13 protein-coding genes and 1 pseudogene are annotated in these 17,647 nt (G+C 60.9%); 8 read left to right on the top strand and 6 right to left on the bottom strand.

What is annotated here, in order from left to right:
• Positions 1-19: 19 nt before the first annotated feature.
• Entirely contained in the window at positions 20-907 is an 888-nt protein-coding gene (locus E3Z29_RS29175; RefSeq protein WP_086793588.1) for a 3-keto-5-aminohexanoate cleavage protein, read from the bottom strand.
• Positions 908-1,025: 118 nt separating this feature from the next.
• Positions 1,026-1,970, bottom strand: coding sequence for a choline ABC transporter substrate-binding protein (locus tag E3Z29_RS29170; protein ID WP_134787514.1), 945 nt, complete (start codon positions 1,968-1,970; stop codon positions 1,026-1,028).
• Between the two features lie 191 nt (positions 1,971-2,161).
• Between E3Z29_RS29170 and E3Z29_RS29165 the strand changes: the two genes are divergently transcribed.
• Positions 2,162-3,106: a GlxA family transcriptional regulator gene (locus E3Z29_RS29165; RefSeq protein ID WP_134787513.1), complete on the top strand. Its 945-nt coding sequence runs from the start codon at positions 2,162-2,164 to the stop codon at positions 3,104-3,106.
• Between the two features lie 139 nt (positions 3,107-3,245).
• On the opposite strand, the gene E3Z29_RS29160 is transcribed toward E3Z29_RS29165, so the two are convergent.
• The 4 genes from E3Z29_RS29160 to E3Z29_RS29145 form a co-directional block, all read right to left on the bottom strand.
• Positions 3,246-3,662: a DUF3010 family protein gene (locus E3Z29_RS29160; RefSeq protein ID WP_098965993.1), complete on the bottom strand. Its 417-nt coding sequence runs from the start codon at positions 3,660-3,662 to the stop codon at positions 3,246-3,248.
• Between the two features lie 28 nt (positions 3,663-3,690).
• Entirely contained in the window at positions 3,691-4,014 is a 324-nt protein-coding gene (locus tag E3Z29_RS29155; protein WP_098965992.1) for a helix-turn-helix domain-containing protein, read from the bottom strand.
• Positions 3,998-4,252, bottom strand: a complete 255-nt coding sequence (locus E3Z29_RS29150) for a type II toxin-antitoxin system RelE/ParE family toxin (RefSeq protein ID WP_098965990.1) — start codon at positions 4,250-4,252, stop codon at positions 3,998-4,000. Before E3Z29_RS29150 ends, E3Z29_RS29155 begins: the two co-directional genes overlap by 17 nt.
• A 212-nt stretch (positions 4,253-4,464) precedes the next feature.
• On the bottom strand, positions 4,465-4,866 hold the full coding sequence (locus E3Z29_RS29145) for a lysozyme inhibitor LprI family protein (protein ID WP_027610649.1): 402 nt from the start codon (positions 4,864-4,866) through the stop codon (positions 4,465-4,467).
• A gap of 234 nt (positions 4,867-5,100) precedes the next feature.
• Between E3Z29_RS29145 and E3Z29_RS29140 the strand changes: the two genes are divergently transcribed.
• The 7 genes and pseudogenes from E3Z29_RS29140 to E3Z29_RS29110 all read left to right on the top strand — a co-directional run bounded on the left by E3Z29_RS29140 (position 5,101) and on the right by E3Z29_RS29110 (position 17,476).
• Positions 5,101-6,078, top strand: coding sequence for a dipeptidase (locus E3Z29_RS29140; RefSeq protein WP_007962626.1), 978 nt, complete (start codon positions 5,101-5,103; stop codon positions 6,076-6,078).
• Between the two features lie 106 nt (positions 6,079-6,184).
• Entirely contained in the window at positions 6,185-6,715 is a 531-nt protein-coding gene (locus tag E3Z29_RS29135) for a DUF5943 domain-containing protein (RefSeq protein ID WP_008083165.1), read from the top strand.
• Between the two features lie 15 nt (positions 6,716-6,730).
• Positions 6,731-8,791: a dimethylglycine demethylation protein DgcA gene (dgcA, locus tag E3Z29_RS29130; RefSeq protein ID WP_134787512.1), complete on the top strand. Its 2,061-nt coding sequence runs from the start codon at positions 6,731-6,733 to the stop codon at positions 8,789-8,791.
• A gap of 154 nt (positions 8,792-8,945) precedes the next feature.
• Entirely contained in the window at positions 8,946-10,895 is a 1,950-nt protein-coding gene (dgcB, locus tag E3Z29_RS29125; protein ID WP_134787511.1) for a dimethylglycine demethylation protein DgcB, read from the top strand.
• Positions 10,895-12,115, top strand: coding sequence for an electron transfer flavoprotein subunit alpha/FixB family protein (locus tag E3Z29_RS29120; RefSeq protein ID WP_134787510.1), 1,221 nt, complete (start codon positions 10,895-10,897; stop codon positions 12,113-12,115). Before dgcB ends, E3Z29_RS29120 begins: the two co-directional genes overlap by 1 nt.
• Positions 12,116-12,125: 10 nt before the next feature.
• The gene (locus E3Z29_RS29115; protein WP_134787509.1) at positions 12,126-12,896 is read left to right on the top strand and encodes an electron transfer flavoprotein subunit beta; all 771 of its coding nucleotides are present in this window, start codon (positions 12,126-12,128) and stop codon (positions 12,894-12,896) included.
• Positions 12,897-14,022: 1,126 nt separating this feature from the next.
• Positions 14,023-17,476 (top strand): annotated as a pseudogene (locus tag E3Z29_RS29110) (GMC oxidoreductase).
• Positions 17,477-17,647: the final 171 nt, after the last annotated feature.

Here is a 17,647-nt window from a genome sequence, read left to right as displayed (position 1 = left end):
GGGGGAAATGAGTGATGATTTAGCCGCGCTGGGTCAGGCCCATCTTTTTGCGGCCCTCAGCCGGGGTCAGCACGCGAGCGCCGAGGCGGCTGAGGATCTCGCTGGCGCGTTCGACCAGTTGGCCGTTGGTGGCCAGCACGCCCTTGTCCAGCCACAGGTTGTCTTCCAGGCCGACCCGCACGTTGCCGCCGAGCAGCACCGCTTGCGCGGCCATCGGCATCTGCATGCGGCCGATGCCGAACCCGGCCCACACCGCATCGGCGGGCAGGTTGTCGACCATGGCTTTCATGGTGGTGGTGTCGGCCGGCGCACCCCACGGGATGCCCAGGCACAGCTGGAACAGCGGGTTGTCGAGCAAGCCTTCCTTGATCATCTGCTTGGCGAACCACAGGTGGCCGGTGTCGAAAATTTCCAGCTCGGCCTTCACCCCCAGCTCGGTGATGCGCTTGGCGCCGGCGCGCAGTTGCGCCGGGGTCGAGACGTAAATGGTGTCTCCGTCGCCGAAGTTCAGCGTGCCGCAATCGAGGGTGCAGATTTCCGGCAGCAGTTCTTCAACGTGGGCCAGACGGGTCAGCGGGCCGACCAGATCGGTGTTCGGGCCGAACTCCATCGGGTGCTCGCCAGCGCCGATTTCGAGGTCGCCGCCCATGCCGGCGGTGAGGTTGACGATGATGTCGACGTCGGCCTCACGGATGCGCTCCATCACTTCGCGGTACAGCGCCACGTCACGGCTGAACTTGCCGGTCTGCGGGTCACGCACATGGCAATGCACGACGGTGGCGCCGGCCTTGGCCGCTTCCACGGCAGCCGCGGCGATCTGTTTCGGGGTGACCGGCACGTGGGGGCTTTTGGCGGTCGTGTCGCCAGCACCGGTGAGTGCGCAGGTGATGATGACGTCATGGTTCATGGTGCGGTTTCCTTCAGGCGTGATGGGTCTGTTCGCAGCCCTTTTCGGGGCTGCGAAGCGTCGGTCAGTCCCCTCTCCCTGGGGAGAGGGTTAGGGTGAGGGGCTTTTCAAACGGGGGTTATTTACTGGTCAGTTGCAGGTTTTCAGCGGCCGGTTTGCCGTCGAACGTGGTTACACCTTCCAGCCAGCGCTGCTTGTCTTCGGGGTGATCCTTGAGCCATTGCTTGGCCGACTCGAAGGCGTCCTTGTGATCGAGCAGCGGTTGCATCATCCGGCTCTCGTCTTCGGCGGTGAACGTCAGGTTGCTCAGCAGGCGACCGACGTTCGGGCATTGCTCGGCGTATTTCGGCGCGGTGACGGTCCACACCGTGGCCATGCCTTCGTTCGGGCCGAGGGCGTCTTCGCTGCCGGTGAGGTAAGTCATCTTGACGTTGACGTTCATCGGGTGCGGCGCCCAGCCGAAGAACACCACGGCCTCCTTGCGGCGTACGGCGCGGTCAACGGCGGCGAGCATCCCGGCTTCGCTGGACTCGACCAGCTGGAATTTGCCGAGACCGAACTGGTTCTTGGTGATCATCGCCTTGATCTGCGTGTTGGCGCCCGAGCCCGGTTCGATGCCGTAGATCTTGCCGCCCAGTTCCTTCTCGAACTTGGCGATGTCGGCGAAAGTCTTCAGGCCCTTGTCGGCCAGATAAGTCGGCACGGCGAGGGTGGCGCGGGCGTCCTTCAGGCTTGGTGCCGGCAGGACTTTGACCTGGTTGGCGTCGACGAACGGGGTGATGGTCTGGGTCATCAGCGGGTTCCAGTAACCGAGGAACAGGTCCAGACGCTGATCGCGGATCCCGGCGAAGATGATTTGCTGGGACGCGCTGGTCTGTTTGGTGTTGTAGCCGAGGCCATCGAGCAGCACTTGGGTCATGGCACTGGTGGCGATCACGTCAGTCCAGTTGACGACGCCCATGCGCACGTTCTGGCACGAGGCGGGTTCGGCTGCCATGACGCTGGCGCTCAAGAAAGCGGTACCGCTGAGTGCAAGAACACAGCTGCTGATCAGTCGTTTCATGTCGGGTTCCTCGGCAGGTCGTTATTGTGAGTTCCGGCATCTGGCGTGCCGGTGATGCAAAGTTACGCAGCTGTAGGCCTTTGAAAGCGCACTGCGGCGACTGGCTCTTGCACTGTAGCGACCTGTGCGCTTGAACGCTGACGACAATCGGCGTATCAACGATCCACGCTACCCGCTAACCGAGTGCGCACATGTCCCAGGATTTTTACTTTCTGCTGATGCCGGGGTTTTCCGCCATCGGCTTTATCTCCGCGATCGAACCGCTGCGGGTAGCCAACCGTTTTCGTGGCGAGCTGTACCGCTGGCACGTGCTCAGCGCCGATGGCGGGGCAGTGCTGGCGAGCAATGGCATGTCGGTCAACGCCGACGCGGCGCTGGAGCCGCTGAAGAAAGGTGCGACGCTGTTAGTGGTGGCCGGATTCGAACCGCTGAAGTTCGCCACGCCAACCCTTGAACACTGGCTGCGTCGCCTGGACAACGAAGGCGTGACCCTCGGTGCCATCGACACCGGCAGTTTCGTCCTCGCCGAAGCCGGCCTGCTCGACGGCCATCGCCTGACCCTGCACTGGGAAGCCATCGATGCGTTCAAGGAATCTTATCCACAGCTCAGCGTCACCCAGGAACTGTTCGAGATCGACCGGCGGCGCATCACCTCGGCGGGTGGCACGGCGTCGATCGATTTGATGCTCGACCTGATCGCCCAGGCCCACGGCCCGCAACTGGCGATTCAGGTCAGCGAGCAGTTTGTATTGGGGCGGATTCGTCCGCGCAAAGACCACCAGCTCATGGAAGTCGCCACGCGTTACGGCATCAGCAACAAGAAACTGGTGCAAGTGATTGGCGAGATGGAGCAGCACAGCGAACCACCGCTGACCACACTGCAACTGGCAGAATCGATCAAGGTGACGCGGCGACAGCTGGAGCGCCTGTTTCGGCTGCATCTGAACGACACACCGAGCAATTTTTATCTGCGCCTGCGATTGGAAAAAGCCCGGCAGCTGTTGCGCCAGACCGATATGAGCGTGCTCGAAGTCAGCATCGCCTGCGGCTTTGAATCGCCCTCGTACTTCACCCGTAGCTACCGCGCGAAGTTCGCCCGCTGCCCCCGCGAAGACCGGCGTACCGCCCAAGCCTGAATGAATGTACACAAAACCTATGTGGGAGCGGGCTTGCTCGCGAATGCGGTGGATCAGTCAACTCATGTGTCGACTGACACTCCGCATTCGCGAGCAAGCCCGCTCCCACATGTTTGATCTTCAGTGTCTGAAGAAAAGGTTACTTCTTCACCAACGCCGAACACGCCGCTTTATAAGCCTCATGCTGATACTTGTTCAACGTCACCGGCAGCTCGAAATTGTGCTTCTTGGCCTGCGCATTGATCGTCTGCGGCGACAATAGCGTCACCTCGCACCCATCCAGCAACTGAAACACACCCTCGATCTTGAACGTGGTCGGCCCACCGGCAAACTCGCCCTTCTTGCTGCGCTTCTTGATCGCAATCCGGTCAATCGAATGCTCGCGCACAAACGAAGCGACCTGCGCCGCGAAGCGTTTGACGTTGGCAGGCTCGTCATCATCGTCGAGGGCGATTTTCTTGGTGCTCAGTGCCACGTGGCTCAAGGCCGAACCGTCGAGGGAGGCCACGGCGATGATCGCTTCGCTGCCTTTGATTTCGATGCCGCAGATGTTCATGGGATTTCCTTTGAATGAAGAGGGCAGCCTACAACTCAAGCTGATTGGCCGTGATGCCGAACGCCGCTGCAATTTTCTCGCGGGTTGCCTTGCGTGGCTTCGCTACCGTCTCCTGTTGAGCGAACGCCGGCTGGGAAATTCCCAGACGTTTCGCCACTTCTTCCTGAGTCAGGTTCAGGTGTTCGCGCCAGGCACGGATCGGTGTCGCCCCGTCGACCATTCGACTGACCACCTCATGCGGGATCAGATCGGGCTGCAATTTCTGCGCAACGTATTGAGCGTAGGGAATGACTACGAAGGCGGGGTTGCCTTCGGCATCATTGATGATTTGGATGTCAGTAGGTGCGTTCATCGCGTTTTTTGACCTCTTGAATACTGACCACTTTGATTGCGCCTTCCCAGTCGAACATGACTCGATAATTGCCAACGCGCAGGCGGTAGGCATAGTCATGGCCAATCAGTGCTTTGACATTGCCAACATCAGGCATGTCGGCAAGCGCCGTGACGGCATCTCTAACCTGTCCCTGATGAACGGTGTGCAATTTCAAGAGTTGCTTAACGGCCTTTCGCGTCCAGTGGATGCTGTTCATGGAAGAATATAAGTCTTTTATAAGATTCGCGAATCTTTGCTTATGCTTCTTCGGAGGCCAATCAACAATCGTTGACAGCATGTTGCGTGAAAGGCCCGCAGCTTCGGGCGTTCAAGAAATTTGTGTAGGCGAGGTCGGAGTACTTTGTAGGAAGAGGGGATAGTGCGGCTGAAAGCTGGAGGCAGTTCCAGCTTTCAGCGGAACATTCAGGATCATTCCTGCCCAATCGACTCCAAAAACTCCGACCGTTCGTCACTCATCCGTGCCACACAGTCATTCTGCGCAATCTTGAACGCCTTGCTGCCTTCGGTGGCGGGGAATGCTTCCACGGCGCAATCGGCGTCGCGGGTTTTCAGCCATTGTTGCTGGGCGGTTTTCAGTTTGGCGGTGATGTCGGCCAGTTGCGCGGCGTTTTTGCCGTATGTGGCCTGCATGCGCTCGTTGAGGCTGGCGTAATTGTCCTTGAGCAGGTCTTCGGCGGTGCTGCGGCTGTAGGTCGAGCATTCCAGGGTCTGGACGTCGTTTTCCACCGCGTCGCACGGGTTGTTGTCGGTCTCTTCGGCGGCGTGTACGCCGGTCGCCATCAGTGCCAAAGCCAGGAAGATCGATTTCATGGTTGTCGCCGCTCTAATCCAGTGGTGTATCCAAGATGCGCCAGATTCTGGCTCAAGCGTGCGGGCTTGAACAGGTAGCTGATCGGAGCGCCTGGCGACCCTTTGTCGCGGATTGACGCTTTCGGCAATTCCCCTGTCGTTTTTGCACCCGGTCGCCCCGGCACCGAGGCATATGCTGGCCCCAAAGCGCCGGCAGACGATTCGGCGCATGAATCGCCAATAAGGGGACGCCTGATGAGCCCAGCCGAATTACACGCCGACAGCATCGTTATCGACGGTCTGATCATTGCCAAATGGAACCGCGAGCTGTTCGAAGACATGCGCAAGGGCGGTCTGACGGCGGCCAACTGCACTGTGTCGGTGTGGGAAGGCTTTCAGGCGACCGTGAACAATATTGCCGCCAGCCAGAAGCTGATCCGCGAAAACAGTGACCTGGTGATGCCGGTGCGCACCACCGCCGACATCCGTCGTGCCAAGGAGCAGGGCAAGACCGGCATCCTTTTCGGCTTCCAGAATGCCCACGCGTTTGAAGACCAGATCGGCTATGTCGAGGTGTTCAAGCAGCTCGGCGTCGGCATCGTGCAGATGTGCTACAACACCCAGAACCTGGTCGGCACCGGTTGCTACGAGCGTGACGGCGGCCTGTCGGGCTTCGGTCGCGAAATCGTCGCCGAGATGAACCGCGTCGGCGTCATGTGCGACCTGTCCCACGTCGGCTCCAAGACGTCCGAAGAAGTCATCCTCGAATCGAAAAAACCGGTCTGCTATTCCCACTGCCTGCCGTCGGGTCTGAAAGAGCACCCACGCAACAAGTCCGATGCTGAACTGAAGTTCATTGCTGACCACGGCGGTTTTGTCGGCGTGACCATGTTCGCGCCATTCCTCGCCAAGGGCATCGATTCGACCATCGACGATTACGCCGAAGCCATCGAATACACCATGAACATCGTCGGCGAAGACGCCATCGGCATCGGCACCGACTTCACCCAGGGTCACGGCCAGGACTTCTTCGAATACCTGACCCACGACAAGGGCTACGCCCGTCGTCTGACCAGCTTCGGCAAGATCATCAACCCGCTGGGCATCCGCACCGTCGGCGAGTTCCCGAATCTGACCGAAACCCTGCTCAAGCGCGGCCACTCCGAGCGTGTGGTGCGCAAGATCATGGGCGAGAACTGGGTCAACGTCCTGAAAGACGTCTGGGGCGAGTAACGCTTACTCAAGACCGCCGCCGATCTGCCCCCTCTCCCTCGGGGAGAGGGCTGGGGTGAGGGCTGCGGCCAACACTGAATCTAAATTTTTCTGGAGTTAAGTTTCCATGGCCAAGATCGCCCCGCAATTGCCAATCGAAGTCGACAGCGAGACCGGTGTCTGGACCTCCGACGCCCTGCCGATGCTCTATGTGCCACGGCATTTCTTCGTCAATAACCACATGGGTATCGAGGAAGTGCTGGGCGCCGAAGCCTATGCCGAAATCCTCTACAAGGCTGGCTACAAGTCCGCCTGGCACTGGTGTGAAAAAGAAGCCGAATGCCACGGCCTGGAAGGCGTCGCGGTGTTCGAACACTACATGAAACGCCTGTCGCAACGCGGCTGGGGCCTGTTCAAGATTCAGGACATCGACCTCGACAAAGGCACCGCCAGCGTCAAGCTCGAACACTCGGCATTCGTCTATGTGTACGGCAAGGTCGGGCGCAAGGTCGATTACATGTTCACTGGCTGGTTTGCCGGCGCCATGGATCAGATTCTTGAGGCGCGCGGCAGCAAAATTCGCACCGTTGCCGAGCAAGTCTACGGTGGCTCCGAAGAAGGCCACGACGACGGCCTGTTCACCGTCAAGCCGTTGTAAGTCGAGGAACCCGCCATGGCTTTCGAAGCAATGTTCCAGCCGATCCAGATCGGCAAACTGACCATCCGCAACCGCGTGCTCAGCACCGCGCACGCTGAGGTCTACGCGACTGACGGTGGCATGACCACCGAGCGCTACGTCAAATACTACGAAGAGAAAGCCAAGGGCGGCATTGGCCTGGCGATCTGCGGCGGTTCGTCGGTGGTCGCCATCGACAGTCCGCAGCAATGGTGGAGTTCGGTCAACCTGTCCACCGACCGGATCATTCCGCACTTCCAGAATCTGGCCGACGCCATGCACAAGCACGGCGCCAAGATCATGATCCAGATTACCCACATGGGCCGACGCTCGCGTTGGGATGGTTTCCACTGGCCGACCCTGATGTCGCCGTCGGGTATCCGTGAACCGGTGCACCGTGCGACCTGCAAGACCATCGAGCCGGAAGAAATCTGGCGGGTGATCGGCAACTACGCGCAAGCGGCGCGTCGCGCCAAGGCCGGTGGCCTGGACGGCGTCGAGCTGTCGGCCGTACACCAGCACATGATCGACCAGTTCTGGAGCCCGCGCGTCAACAAGCGTACCGACGAATGGGGTGGCAGCTTCGAAGGCCGGATGAAATTCGGCCTGGAAGTGCTGAAAGCCGTGCGTGCCGAGGTCGGTGACGACTTCTGCGTGGGCATGCGTATCTGCGGTGACGAGTTCCACCCGGACGGTCTGTCGCACGAGGACATGAAGCAGATCGCCAAGTATTACGACGACACCGGGATGCTCGATTTCATCGGCGTCGTCGGCTCGGGTTGCGACACCCACAACACCCTGGCCAACGTGATTCCGAACATGAGCTATCCGCCGGAGCCGTTCCTGCACCTGGCGGCCGGGATCAAGGAAGTGGTCAAGGTGCCGGTGCTGCACGCGCAGAACATCAAGGACCCGAACCAGGCCACGCGCATCCTTGAAGGCGGTTACGTCGACATGGTCGGCATGACCCGCGCGCACATCGCCGACCCGCACCTGATCGCCAAGATCAAGATGGGCCAGATCGACCAGATCAAACAGTGCGTCGGCGCCAACTACTGCATCGACCGTCAGTATCAAGGTCTGGACGTGCTGTGCATCCAGAACGCCGCGACCTCCCGTGAATACATGGGCGTGCCGCACATCATCGAAAAGTCCACCGGGCCGAAACGCAAGGTTGTGATCGTCGGTGCCGGACCGGCCGGGATGGAAGCAGCACGCGTCTCTGCCGAGCGTGGCCACGACGTGACCCTGTTCGAGAAGAAAGAATTCATCGGCGGGCAGATCACTACCGCGTCGAAAGCGCCGCAACGTGACCAGATCGCTGGCATCACTCGTTGGTTCCAGCTGGAGCTGGCGCGGCTGAAAGTCGACCTGCGTCTGGGCACTGCTGCAGATGCCGACACCATCATGGACTTGCGTCCGGACGTGGTGGTGCTGGCAGTCGGTGGGCATCCATTCCTTGAGCAGAACGAACACTGGGGCGCCGCCGAAGGGTTGGTAGTCAGCAGCTGGGACGTGCTCGACGGCAAGGTCGCGCCGGGCAAGAACGTGCTGGTCTACGACACCATTTGCGAGTTCACCGGGATGTCGGTGGCCGACTTCCTCGCCGACAAGGGCAGCCAGGTCGAGATCGTCACCGACGACATCAAACCGGGCGTGGCCATCGGCGGTACATCGTTCCCGACTTACTACCGCAGCATGTACCCGAAAGAAGTGATCATGACCGGCGACATGATGCTGGAAAAGGTCTACCGCGAAGGCGACAAGCTGGTGGCGGTGCTGGAGAACGAATACACCGGCGCCAAAGAGGAGCGGGTGGTCGATCAGGTGGTGGTGGAAAACGGCGTGCGTCCGGATGAGGAAATCTACTACGCGCTCAAGGAAGGCTCGCGCAACAAGGGCCAGATCGACGTGGAAGCGCTGTTCGCGATCCAGCCGCAACCTTCGTTGAGCAGCAATGGCGACGGTTACTTGCTGTTCCGCATTGGCGACTGCGTGGCGCAGCGTAATACCCACGCCGCCATCTACGACGCCCTGCGGTTGTGCAAAGACTTCTAAGGACTTGCACATGACCCCTGTGGGAGCGGGCTTGCTCGCGAATGCATTCTGTCAGTTCTGCATGAGTTGACTGATCCAGCGCTTTCGCGAGCAAGCCCGCTCCCACAGAAATGCAGACCGTGTTTCTCCAGGCTGTACTGGTGGGAGCTTCACCATGTTGAACACCCTTCTTCCAATCCTGTTGTTCGCAGCTCTGGCCCTTGCGGTGCTGGGTGCGTTGCGGCGGGTGGCTATGTGGCGTCGGGGCCGGGCCTCGAAGGTCGATCTGATCGGCGGCCTGTTCGCCATGCCCAAGCGTTATATGGTCGACTTGCACCACGTGGTGGCGCGGGATAAATACATCGCCAACACCCACGTCGCCACAGCTGGCGGTGCGGTGGCGTCGATCGTGCTGGCGATTCTGGTGCACGGTTTCGGCCTGCATAACCGTATCCTCGGCTATGCGCTGCTGCTGATGACGGCGGTGATGTTCGTCGGTGCGCTCTTCGTTTATCGGCGCCGGCTCAATCCGCCGGCACGGTTGTCGAAAGGCCCGTGGATGCGCCTGCCGAAAAGCCTGCTGGCTTTCTCCGCCTCGTTCTTCCTGGTGACCCTGCCGGTGGCCGGGATCCTCCCGGAAAACTTCGGCGGCTGGCTGCTCGCGGCCATTCTCGGGCTCGGCGTTTTGTGGGGCGTGTCGGAGCTGTTCTTCGGCATGACTTGGGGCGGGCCGATGAAGCACGCCTTCGCCGGCGCCCTGCACCTGGCTTGGCACCGCCGCGCCGAGCGCTTTGGCGGCGGTCGTTCCACCGGTTTGAAACCGCTGGACCTCAACGATCCATCCGCACCGCTGGGCGTGGAAAAACCCAAGGATTTCACCTGGAACCAGTTGCTCGGTTTTGACGCCTGCGTGCAGTGCGGCAAGTGCGAAGCGGCGTGCCCGGCCTTCGCTGCCGGCCAGCCGCTGAACCCGAAAAAGCTGATTCAGGACATGGTCGTCGGCCTGGCTGGCGGCACTGACGCGAAGTTTGCCGGTAGCCCTTATCCGGGCAAGCCAATCGGTGAGCACAGCGGCAATCCGCATCAACCTATCGTCAATGGTCTGGTCGATGCCGAAACCCTGTGGTCGTGCACCACTTGCCGCGCCTGCGTCGAGGAATGCCCGATGATGATCGAGCATGTCGACGCCATCGTCGACATGCGCCGCCATCTGACGCTGGAAAAAGGCGCGACCCCGAACAAGGGGGCCGAGGTCCTGGAAAACCTGATCGCCACTGACAACCCCGGCGGTTTCGCTCCGGGCGGGCGGATGAACTGGGCGGCGGATCTGAACCTCACTCTGCTTAGCGAAAAGAAATCCACCGACGTGCTGTTCTGGGTCGGCGACGGTGCCTTCGACATGCGTAACCAGCGCACCCTGCGCGCGTTCGTCAAAGTGCTGAAAGCCGCGAAGGTCGACTTCGCCGTACTCGGCCTGGAAGAGCGCGACAGCGGTGATGTGGCCCGGCGTCTCGGTGACGAAGCGACGTTCCAATTGCTCGCCAAACGCAATATCCAGACGTTGGCCAAATACAGCTTCAACCGCATCGTCACCTGCGATCCGCACAGTTTCCATGTGTTGAAGAACGAGTACGGCGCCTTCGACGGCAACTACCTGGTGCAGCACCACAGCACCTACATGGCGGAAATCATTCAGGCCGGTGCGCTCAATCTCGGTCAGCACAAAGGCAACAGCGTGACCTATCACGACCCGTGCTACCTCGGTCGCTACAACGGCGAGTACGAGGCACCGCGCGAAGTGCTGCGCGCCCTCGGCATCGAGGTCAAAGAGATGCAACGTTCCGGCTTCCGCTCACGCTGCTGCGGCGGTGGTGGCGGTGCGCCGATCACTGACATTCCCGGCAAGCAGCGGATTCCCGACATGCGCATGGATGACATCCGCGAGACCGGCGCCGAGCTGGTGGCAGTAGGTTGTCCACAGTGCACTGCGATGCTCGAGGGCGTGGTCGAACCGCGTCCGTTGATCAAGGACATCGCCGAGCTGGTGGCCGATGCGCTGCTCGAAGACGCCGCGCCGGGCAAGCCGACTGCACCGGCCAAACGTGAACCTGCGGAGGCCCACTGATGAGCGACATTATCCGCCGCGACCCGCGCGCCGAATGGATTGCGCGTAACCGTCTGCATCCGCTGCACGCGGCGATGCAACCGGCGCAACACAGCTGGATGGGCCCCAATGGTGTCATCCGCAAGAACCTGCACGGCATCGGTTTCATCGGCCCCAACGGCATCAAGCGTATCGATCGCAGCGGCGCGCAACAGGGCGGGGCGGTCAAACGCTCGGCCACGGTTGAAGTGCAGTTGCCGCTGCATCAGGTGCCAGCCCCGGCGTTCTATATCAGCGTGGTGCCGGACATGGTCGGCGGCCGCCTGAGCAGCCACGACCGTGACCTGTTGGGCCTGGCTCATCAACTGGCCGGCAACGACGGTGCGGTGCTGGCGGTGGTGTTTGGCGAACACAAAGAGAGCGCCTTCGCCACGGCCGGCGTCGATCGCTTGCTGGTACTGGAGGGCGACCAATTCAGCGGTTATGCACCGGAGCAACGGGTGCAGGGCCTGCGGGCTGTGGATAACCAGTTCAATCCACGCCACTGGCTGCTACCGGACAGCCGCAGCGGTGGTGGTGAACTCGGTCGGCGTTTTGCCGCGGCACTGGGCGAACGCCCGGCGACGCGAGTCTGGCAGGTCAAGGATCAGGAATGCATCGGTCGCGCTGGCGCAGGCCTGCAAGACCTGGCGCGACCGGTCGCACGCTTGATTCTGGCCGCAGCCGAATGCGCGGAACCGGTCAGCGAAACCCGTCATGAGGCACTGCCGGTGGAGTTATCCACAACGGTGGCGCGCAGCCTGTCGCGGATCGAGGATCTTGGCGCGGTCGCGGTGGACCCGGCGGCGATTCCGATGGCCGAAGCCGAGTTCATTTTCTCCGGCGGCAACGGGGTCAAGGACTGGGCGCTGTTCCACGAAACCGCTGCCGCCCTCGGTGCCACCGAAGGCGCCTCGCGGGTCGCGGTGGACGATGGCTTCATGGCGCGTGATCGGCAGGTCGGTGCGTCCGGCACTTGGGTCACCGCACGGGTTTATGTGGCTGTGGGTATCTCCGGGGCGATCCAGCACCTGCAAGGCATCGGTGCCTGCGACAAGGTGGTGGCGATCAACCTCGACCCCGGTTGCGACATGATCAAACGCGCCGATCTTTCGGTGATTGGCGAGAGCGCGGAAATTCTTCAGGCGTTGATCGCGGCGGTAGCGGCTTACCGCAACGAAGCCAAGCGCGATGCGGCTTAAGGAACGGGTTATGAGCACAAAGATCATCAGTCTGGTTTCCATCGGTGCCCACCCGACGTCGGGCCGGCCACGCCGCGCCGAACAGGACGCCCGCGCCGTGGAACTGGGCCTGCAACTGGCTGGGGATAACCTGCAAGTGCTGCATGCCGGGGATGTCGCGGAACCGGCACTGCGCGCCTATCTGGGCATGGGCCTGGAACAGCTGCATGTGCTGGAGCAACCCGCTGGCGCCGACGCCTTGCCGGCGCTGACCGCGTATCTGCGTGATGCCGGCGCCCAGGTAGTGCTGACCGGCAGTCAGGCGGAAACCGGCGAAGGCTCGGGCATGTTGCCGTTCTTGCTCGCCGAAGGGCTGGGCTGGCCGCTGGTGGTGGGGCTGGCGCAGGTCGAGTCGATCAATGATGGTTCGGCGCTGGTGCTGCAAGCCTTGCCCCGTGGGCAGCGGCGCCGGTTGAAGGTGAAGCTGCCGTTTCTGGCGACTGTGGATAACGCCGCGCCCAAACCTCGGCAGAGTGCCTACGGTCCGGCGCGACGCGGGGTGTTGAATGCCGAAGACGTTGAGGTGCTGGACGATGAACTGCTGGCCGTCTCCACACTGCAACCGGCCAAGCCACGGCCGAAACGTTTGAAGGTGATCAAGGCCAAGAGCGGTGCGGACCGCATGAAAGCTGCCACCGCTAAAGCCAGTGGCGGCGGTGGACAAGTGCTTAAAGGCGTCACCGCGCAGGCCGGCGCTGAAGCGATCCTCAAACTACTGATCGAAGAAGGGGTTGTTCGCTGAAAAGCCCCTCACCCTAGCCCTCTCCCGGAGGGAGAGGGGACCGACCGAGTGGTATTGGCTAATTACATCGACCTGCGATTGCGCAGTGACCTTGGTCTGGCCAAGCCTGAGATCACAACGTTCGTTCAGGTCGGTGGAGTTTGAACAGGCGATGCGGTCGGCTCCCTCTTCCTTTGGGAGAGGGCTGGGGTGAGGGGTAGTGTTTACCCACAATCCCTGTTGGCGGATCTGTGGATAACGTGTTTGCCTTTGCCCGCACCCCACGCCAATCAAGCCCTCCAGGCCCCAGCTCAAAAAACAACCAGCCTAAGTCACGGTTTTACCGGGCTTTTTCTCCTGAATAACTTCAAGAGTTGCCCCCAATCTCTGTTGGCGCTTCTGTGGACAAGATGTTCGCTGTTCGCTGCAAGGTATATAAAACGTGGCTTGCAGGGATTTGATCAATAAATGATCGATGAAGCGTTTCAGGCTGATAATCCCTGCGCTACGCCCGATTTCCCACAGTCCTCAGCACTTTTCCACAGCAGCCACAAAGTTACCCCCGAACTCTGTTGGTGCTTCTGTGGATAACGTGTTCGCCATCCTCTACAAGCCATGAAAACCGTGGCTTACAAAGACTTGATCAAAAAATAGCCAATGTGTCTGGCAAACCATAATTTTGGATAAGTCACGATTTTTTCTTCACAAATCAGCGAGTTATTTTTCCAGTCATCCACAGTTACCCCCAATTGCTGTGGGCGGTTATGTGGATAACTTGTTTGCCAAACCCTGCAAGGCCCGCCCGGTATAGTCCAAACCGCAATTGATCAGATTTCATACAGTTCTAAAGCGTTGCCTTGACTTCGATTCCTGCGCTGTCTTCACTGCAATGGCACAAGGACAGCCGTCACTTATCCACATCAGGTTCTGGGAGAACGCATGATGGATAGCCGCCCACACCGCCATCCCCCCTCGCCACGCAAGCGCACGTTACGTCGTGCGGCCAATCAACGCGCTCGTCTGTAGCGACCTCCTGCTTTAACCGCTGTGCTGTCGCCGGGCTCGACCCGGAGGCCAGGTGCCCGTTCGCCCATTGATTGCAGGCAACCGCAGAGTTGCCCCATCTGCCTGAGAGAGGAACACCCTCATGACACGCATCGCAACGCCCATCAGCGAGATCAAGGAACACTACGACGTGATCGTCATCGGCTCCGGTTATGGCGGCGGCATTGCTGCGTCGCGCCTGTCCCGGGCCGGTAAGCAGGTGTGCCTGCTCGAACGCGGGCGGGAAATCCAGCCCGGTGAATACCCCAACACCATGATCGCCGCGACCGAAGAGTTGCAGGTGCATGACCCGGACGGCCACATTGGCTCGCGCACCGGGCTGTTCGATCTGCACGTCAACGCCCAGCAGAACGTGGTGGTCGGCTGCGGCCTCGGCGGTACATCGCTGATCAACGCCAACGTTGCCCTGGAGCCGGAACCCGGGGTGTTCGAGGATCCACGCTGGCCGCAGGCGGTACGCGATCATCGCGATACGCTGCTCAAGGACGGTTACGCCCGCGCCCGGGAAATGCTCAAGCCCAATCCGTACCCGAACAACGCGCCGAACCTGCCCAAGCTCGACGCCAACAAAAAGTCTGCGGACTACCTCAAGCAAGGCGCGCATTTCTACAAGCCACCGATCAACGTGACCTTCGACAAACTGCCGAACAACCTCAACCACGTCGGCGTCGAGCAACTGCCGTGCAACCAGTGCGGCGACTGCGTCTCGGGCTGTAACAACAAGGCCAAGAACACCACGCTGATGAACTATCTGCCGGATGCCTGGAACCATGGCGCGGAGATTTTCTGCCAGGCTGAGGTGCGGCATCTGGAGCGCGACGGCGATGGCTGGATCGTGCACTTCCAGTACCTCGACAGCGGGCGCGAGAAATTCGACGCGCCGACGCTGTTCGTGAAGGCCGATATCGTCGTGGTCTCCGCCGGCACCCTCGGCTCTACCGAAATTCTGCTGCGTTCGCGGGACAAGGGTCTGGTGATGTCCGGTCAGCTCGGCGAGAACATGAGCGGTAACGGCGACATCCTCGGTTTCGGCCACAACTGCGAGCAGACCATCAACGGCATCGGTTTCGGTGCGCATTCGGCCAAGGAACTGCACCCGGTCGGCCCGTGCATCACCTCGATCATCGACATGCGCACCGAAGGTGACTGGCGCAGCCGCATGGTCATCGAGGAAGGCTCGATCCCCGGCGCCCTCGGCCGGCCGATGGTGCCGGCAATGGCCGGGTTTGCCGAGATGATCGGCGTGGCCACCGACGACAGTTTCAGCGGCAAGCTCGGCTACAAGGAGCGCGAGGCCGAAAGCTTCCTGCGCGGCCCCTATTACGGCGCGCTGCACAATATGCAGACCTACCTGATCATGAGCCACGACAGCGGCCAGGGCCGGATGATTCTCGACAACAAGGACCAGTTGCGCATCGACTGGCCGGGTGTCGGCGAGCAGGAAAACTTCAAGCTTGGCAACGAACGTTTGTACCAGAGTACCAAGGCACTGGGCGGGGTCTGGGTCGAGAATCCGATCTGGACCCAACTGCTCAAGCACAGCATCGTCTCGGTGCATCCGCTGGGCGGTTGCGTGATGGGCGAGGACGCCGCGCAAGGCGTGGTCAATCACAAGGGCCAGGTGTTCAGCGGCGCCAACGGCACTGATGTCTACGCCAGCCTCTACGTGACCGATGGCGCGGTGATTCCGACCTCGCTGGCGGTCAATCCGCTGCTGACCATCTCCGCTGTGAGTGAACGCAACATGGGCCTGCTGGCCGCCGACCGTGGCTGGAAGATCGACTACACGCTGCCGTCGGCACCGCGCAAACAGGTAGCGCCGCCGACCCTCGGCGTGCAGTTCACCGAAACCATGAAAGGCTATTTCTCCCGCGCCTTCACCGCCGCGCAAAGCACCGATCTGAAAGTCTACGAAGCGGCGGCCAAACGCGGCGAGGCGGACAACTCGCCAATCGACTTCACCCTGACCATCACCGCCAACGACCTCAACCGGATGATCAAGGAACCGGAGCACGCCGCGACCATTGTCGGTACGGTCAATGCCCCGGCGCTGTCGCCGCAACCGCTGACCGCCAGCAACGGCGTGTTCAATCTGTTCGAACAATTCGAGCAGCAGGTCGACACACGGCACATGAAATACGACATGAAACTGACCGCCGAGGACGGCAACGACTATTTCTTCAGCGCCTTCAAAACCGTGCCGGAAGACAACGGCGTGCTCAACATCTGGCACGACACCAGCACCCTGTACGTGACGCTGTATCGCGGGCCGGACAAGTCGGGCGAGGTGATCGGCTCCGGAGTGATGCACATTCATCCGATCGATTTCGCCAAGCAGATGACCACCATGAAAGTGCTCAACGCGCGCAACGAGCGCGAGCGCATCGAAGGCCTGGCGCGCTTCGGCAAGTTCTTCGCCGGAATTCTCTGGGAGAGTTACGGCGGGGTCTTCGCCGGTGACAAATACTTCAACCCCGACGCGCCGCCACGCCTGAAACGGCCGCTGGACGCGCCGATCCCGGCGGTGCATTTCTTCCCCACCGAGGACGGCGTCGAATTGCGCCTGACCCGATACCAGGCCGGCAGCAAAGGCCCGGTGATGCTGGTGCACGGCCTGGGCGTCGGCTCGAATATCTTTTCCACCGACACCATCCAGACCAACCTGCTGGAGTACCTGTGCAAGCACGACTATGACGTGTGGCTGCTGGATTTCCGGGTGAGCATTCTGCTGCCGGCGAGCAAGAAAAGAGTGGAATGGCGACCAGATCGCCCACTACGACTTCAAGGCTGCCATTGCGCAAATTCAGCAGGAGACGCAGGCCAAAGACGTGCAGTGCGTGGTGCATTGCTACGGCGCGACGACATTCTTCATGTCGTTGCTGGCGGGGCTGCAAGGGGTGCGTTCGGTGGTCTGCTCGCAGATTGCCGCTGACACCGTGGTCGCCACAGCCACCGGATTGAAGGCTGGTCTGCACTTGCCGGGAATGCTCGATGCGATCGGCATCAAATCGATGACCGCTTACGCCGACAGCAAGGAGAACTGGTTCAACCGCCTCTACGACAAGGCCCTCAACGGCTACGCGCGGATCGAGGCGCAGGGCTATTGCACCAACCCGGTGTGCCACCGCATCACTTTCATGTACGCCTCGCTGTATCGCCACGACACCCTCAACGAAACCCTGCACGACAACCTGCACGAGCTGTTCGGCGAGTCGAACATCGAGACCTTCGAGCACCTGGCGCTGATCGTGCGCAAAGGGCATCTGGTGGATTTCAAAGGCAACGATGTGTACATGCCGCACTTCCAGCGGCTGACGATGCCGATCTGCTTTATCAGCGGCGCGGAGAACCAGTGCTATCTGCCGGAAAGCACGCTCAAGACCTACCAGCGAGTCTGCGAAGTCCACGGGCCGGAGCGCTACAGCCGGCACGTAGTGCCGGGTTACGGCCACATCGACTGCATGTTCGGCAAGAACGCGGTGGTGGATGTGTATCCGCTCATCCTTGAGCACCTGGAGAAAACGGCCCTCGGCTGAGATCGATTACTGATTTCTGTGTTGAGGAGATTCTCTGTGGCGAGGGGATTTATCCCCGATCGGCTGCGCAGCAGTCGTAAAACCTGAGTGCGCGATCATCCTGACAGACCGCGCCGGCAGGGTTTGGGGCCGCTTCGCGACCCATCGGGGATAAATCCCCTCACCACAGGG

Origin of the sequence: Pseudomonas sp. S150 (assembly GCF_004526365.1) — a bacterium.
Lineage (GTDB): Bacteria > Pseudomonadota > Gammaproteobacteria > Pseudomonadales > Pseudomonadaceae > Aquipseudomonas > Aquipseudomonas putida_A.
Note: the sequence above shows the minus strand (reverse complement) of the source record. Positions and strands in the feature narration are given on the sequence as shown.

Coding starts and splice junctions, on each gene's coding strand:
- E3Z29_RS29155 (WP_098965992.1), bottom strand. CDS start 4,014: ATGAACGCACCTACTGACATCCAAATCATCAATGATGCCGAAGGCAAC.
- E3Z29_RS29170 (WP_134787514.1), bottom strand. CDS start 1,970: ATGAAACGACTGATCAGCAGCTGTGTTCTTGCACTCAGCGGTACCGCT.
- E3Z29_RS29145 (WP_027610649.1), bottom strand. CDS start 4,866: ATGAAATCGATCTTCCTGGCTTTGGCACTGATGGCGACCGGCGTACAC.
- E3Z29_RS29140 (WP_007962626.1), top strand. CDS start 5,101: ATGAGCCCAGCCGAATTACACGCCGACAGCATCGTTATCGACGGTCTG.
- E3Z29_RS29115 (WP_134787509.1), top strand. CDS start 12,126: ATGAGCACAAAGATCATCAGTCTGGTTTCCATCGGTGCCCACCCGACG.
- E3Z29_RS29160 (WP_098965993.1), bottom strand. CDS start 3,662: ATGAACATCTGCGGCATCGAAATCAAAGGCAGCGAAGCGATCATCGCC.
- dgcA (WP_134787512.1), top strand. CDS start 6,731: ATGGCTTTCGAAGCAATGTTCCAGCCGATCCAGATCGGCAAACTGACC.
- E3Z29_RS29175 (WP_086793588.1), bottom strand. CDS start 907: ATGAACCATGACGTCATCATCACCTGCGCACTCACCGGTGCTGGCGAC.
- E3Z29_RS29120 (WP_134787510.1), top strand. CDS start 10,895: ATGAGCGACATTATCCGCCGCGACCCGCGCGCCGAATGGATTGCGCGT.
- E3Z29_RS29150 (WP_098965990.1), bottom strand. CDS start 4,252: ATGAACAGCATCCACTGGACGCGAAAGGCCGTTAAGCAACTCTTGAAA.
- E3Z29_RS29135 (WP_008083165.1), top strand. CDS start 6,185: ATGGCCAAGATCGCCCCGCAATTGCCAATCGAAGTCGACAGCGAGACC.
- dgcB (WP_134787511.1), top strand. CDS start 8,946: ATGTTGAACACCCTTCTTCCAATCCTGTTGTTCGCAGCTCTGGCCCTT.
- E3Z29_RS29165 (WP_134787513.1), top strand. CDS start 2,162: ATGTCCCAGGATTTTTACTTTCTGCTGATGCCGGGGTTTTCCGCCATC.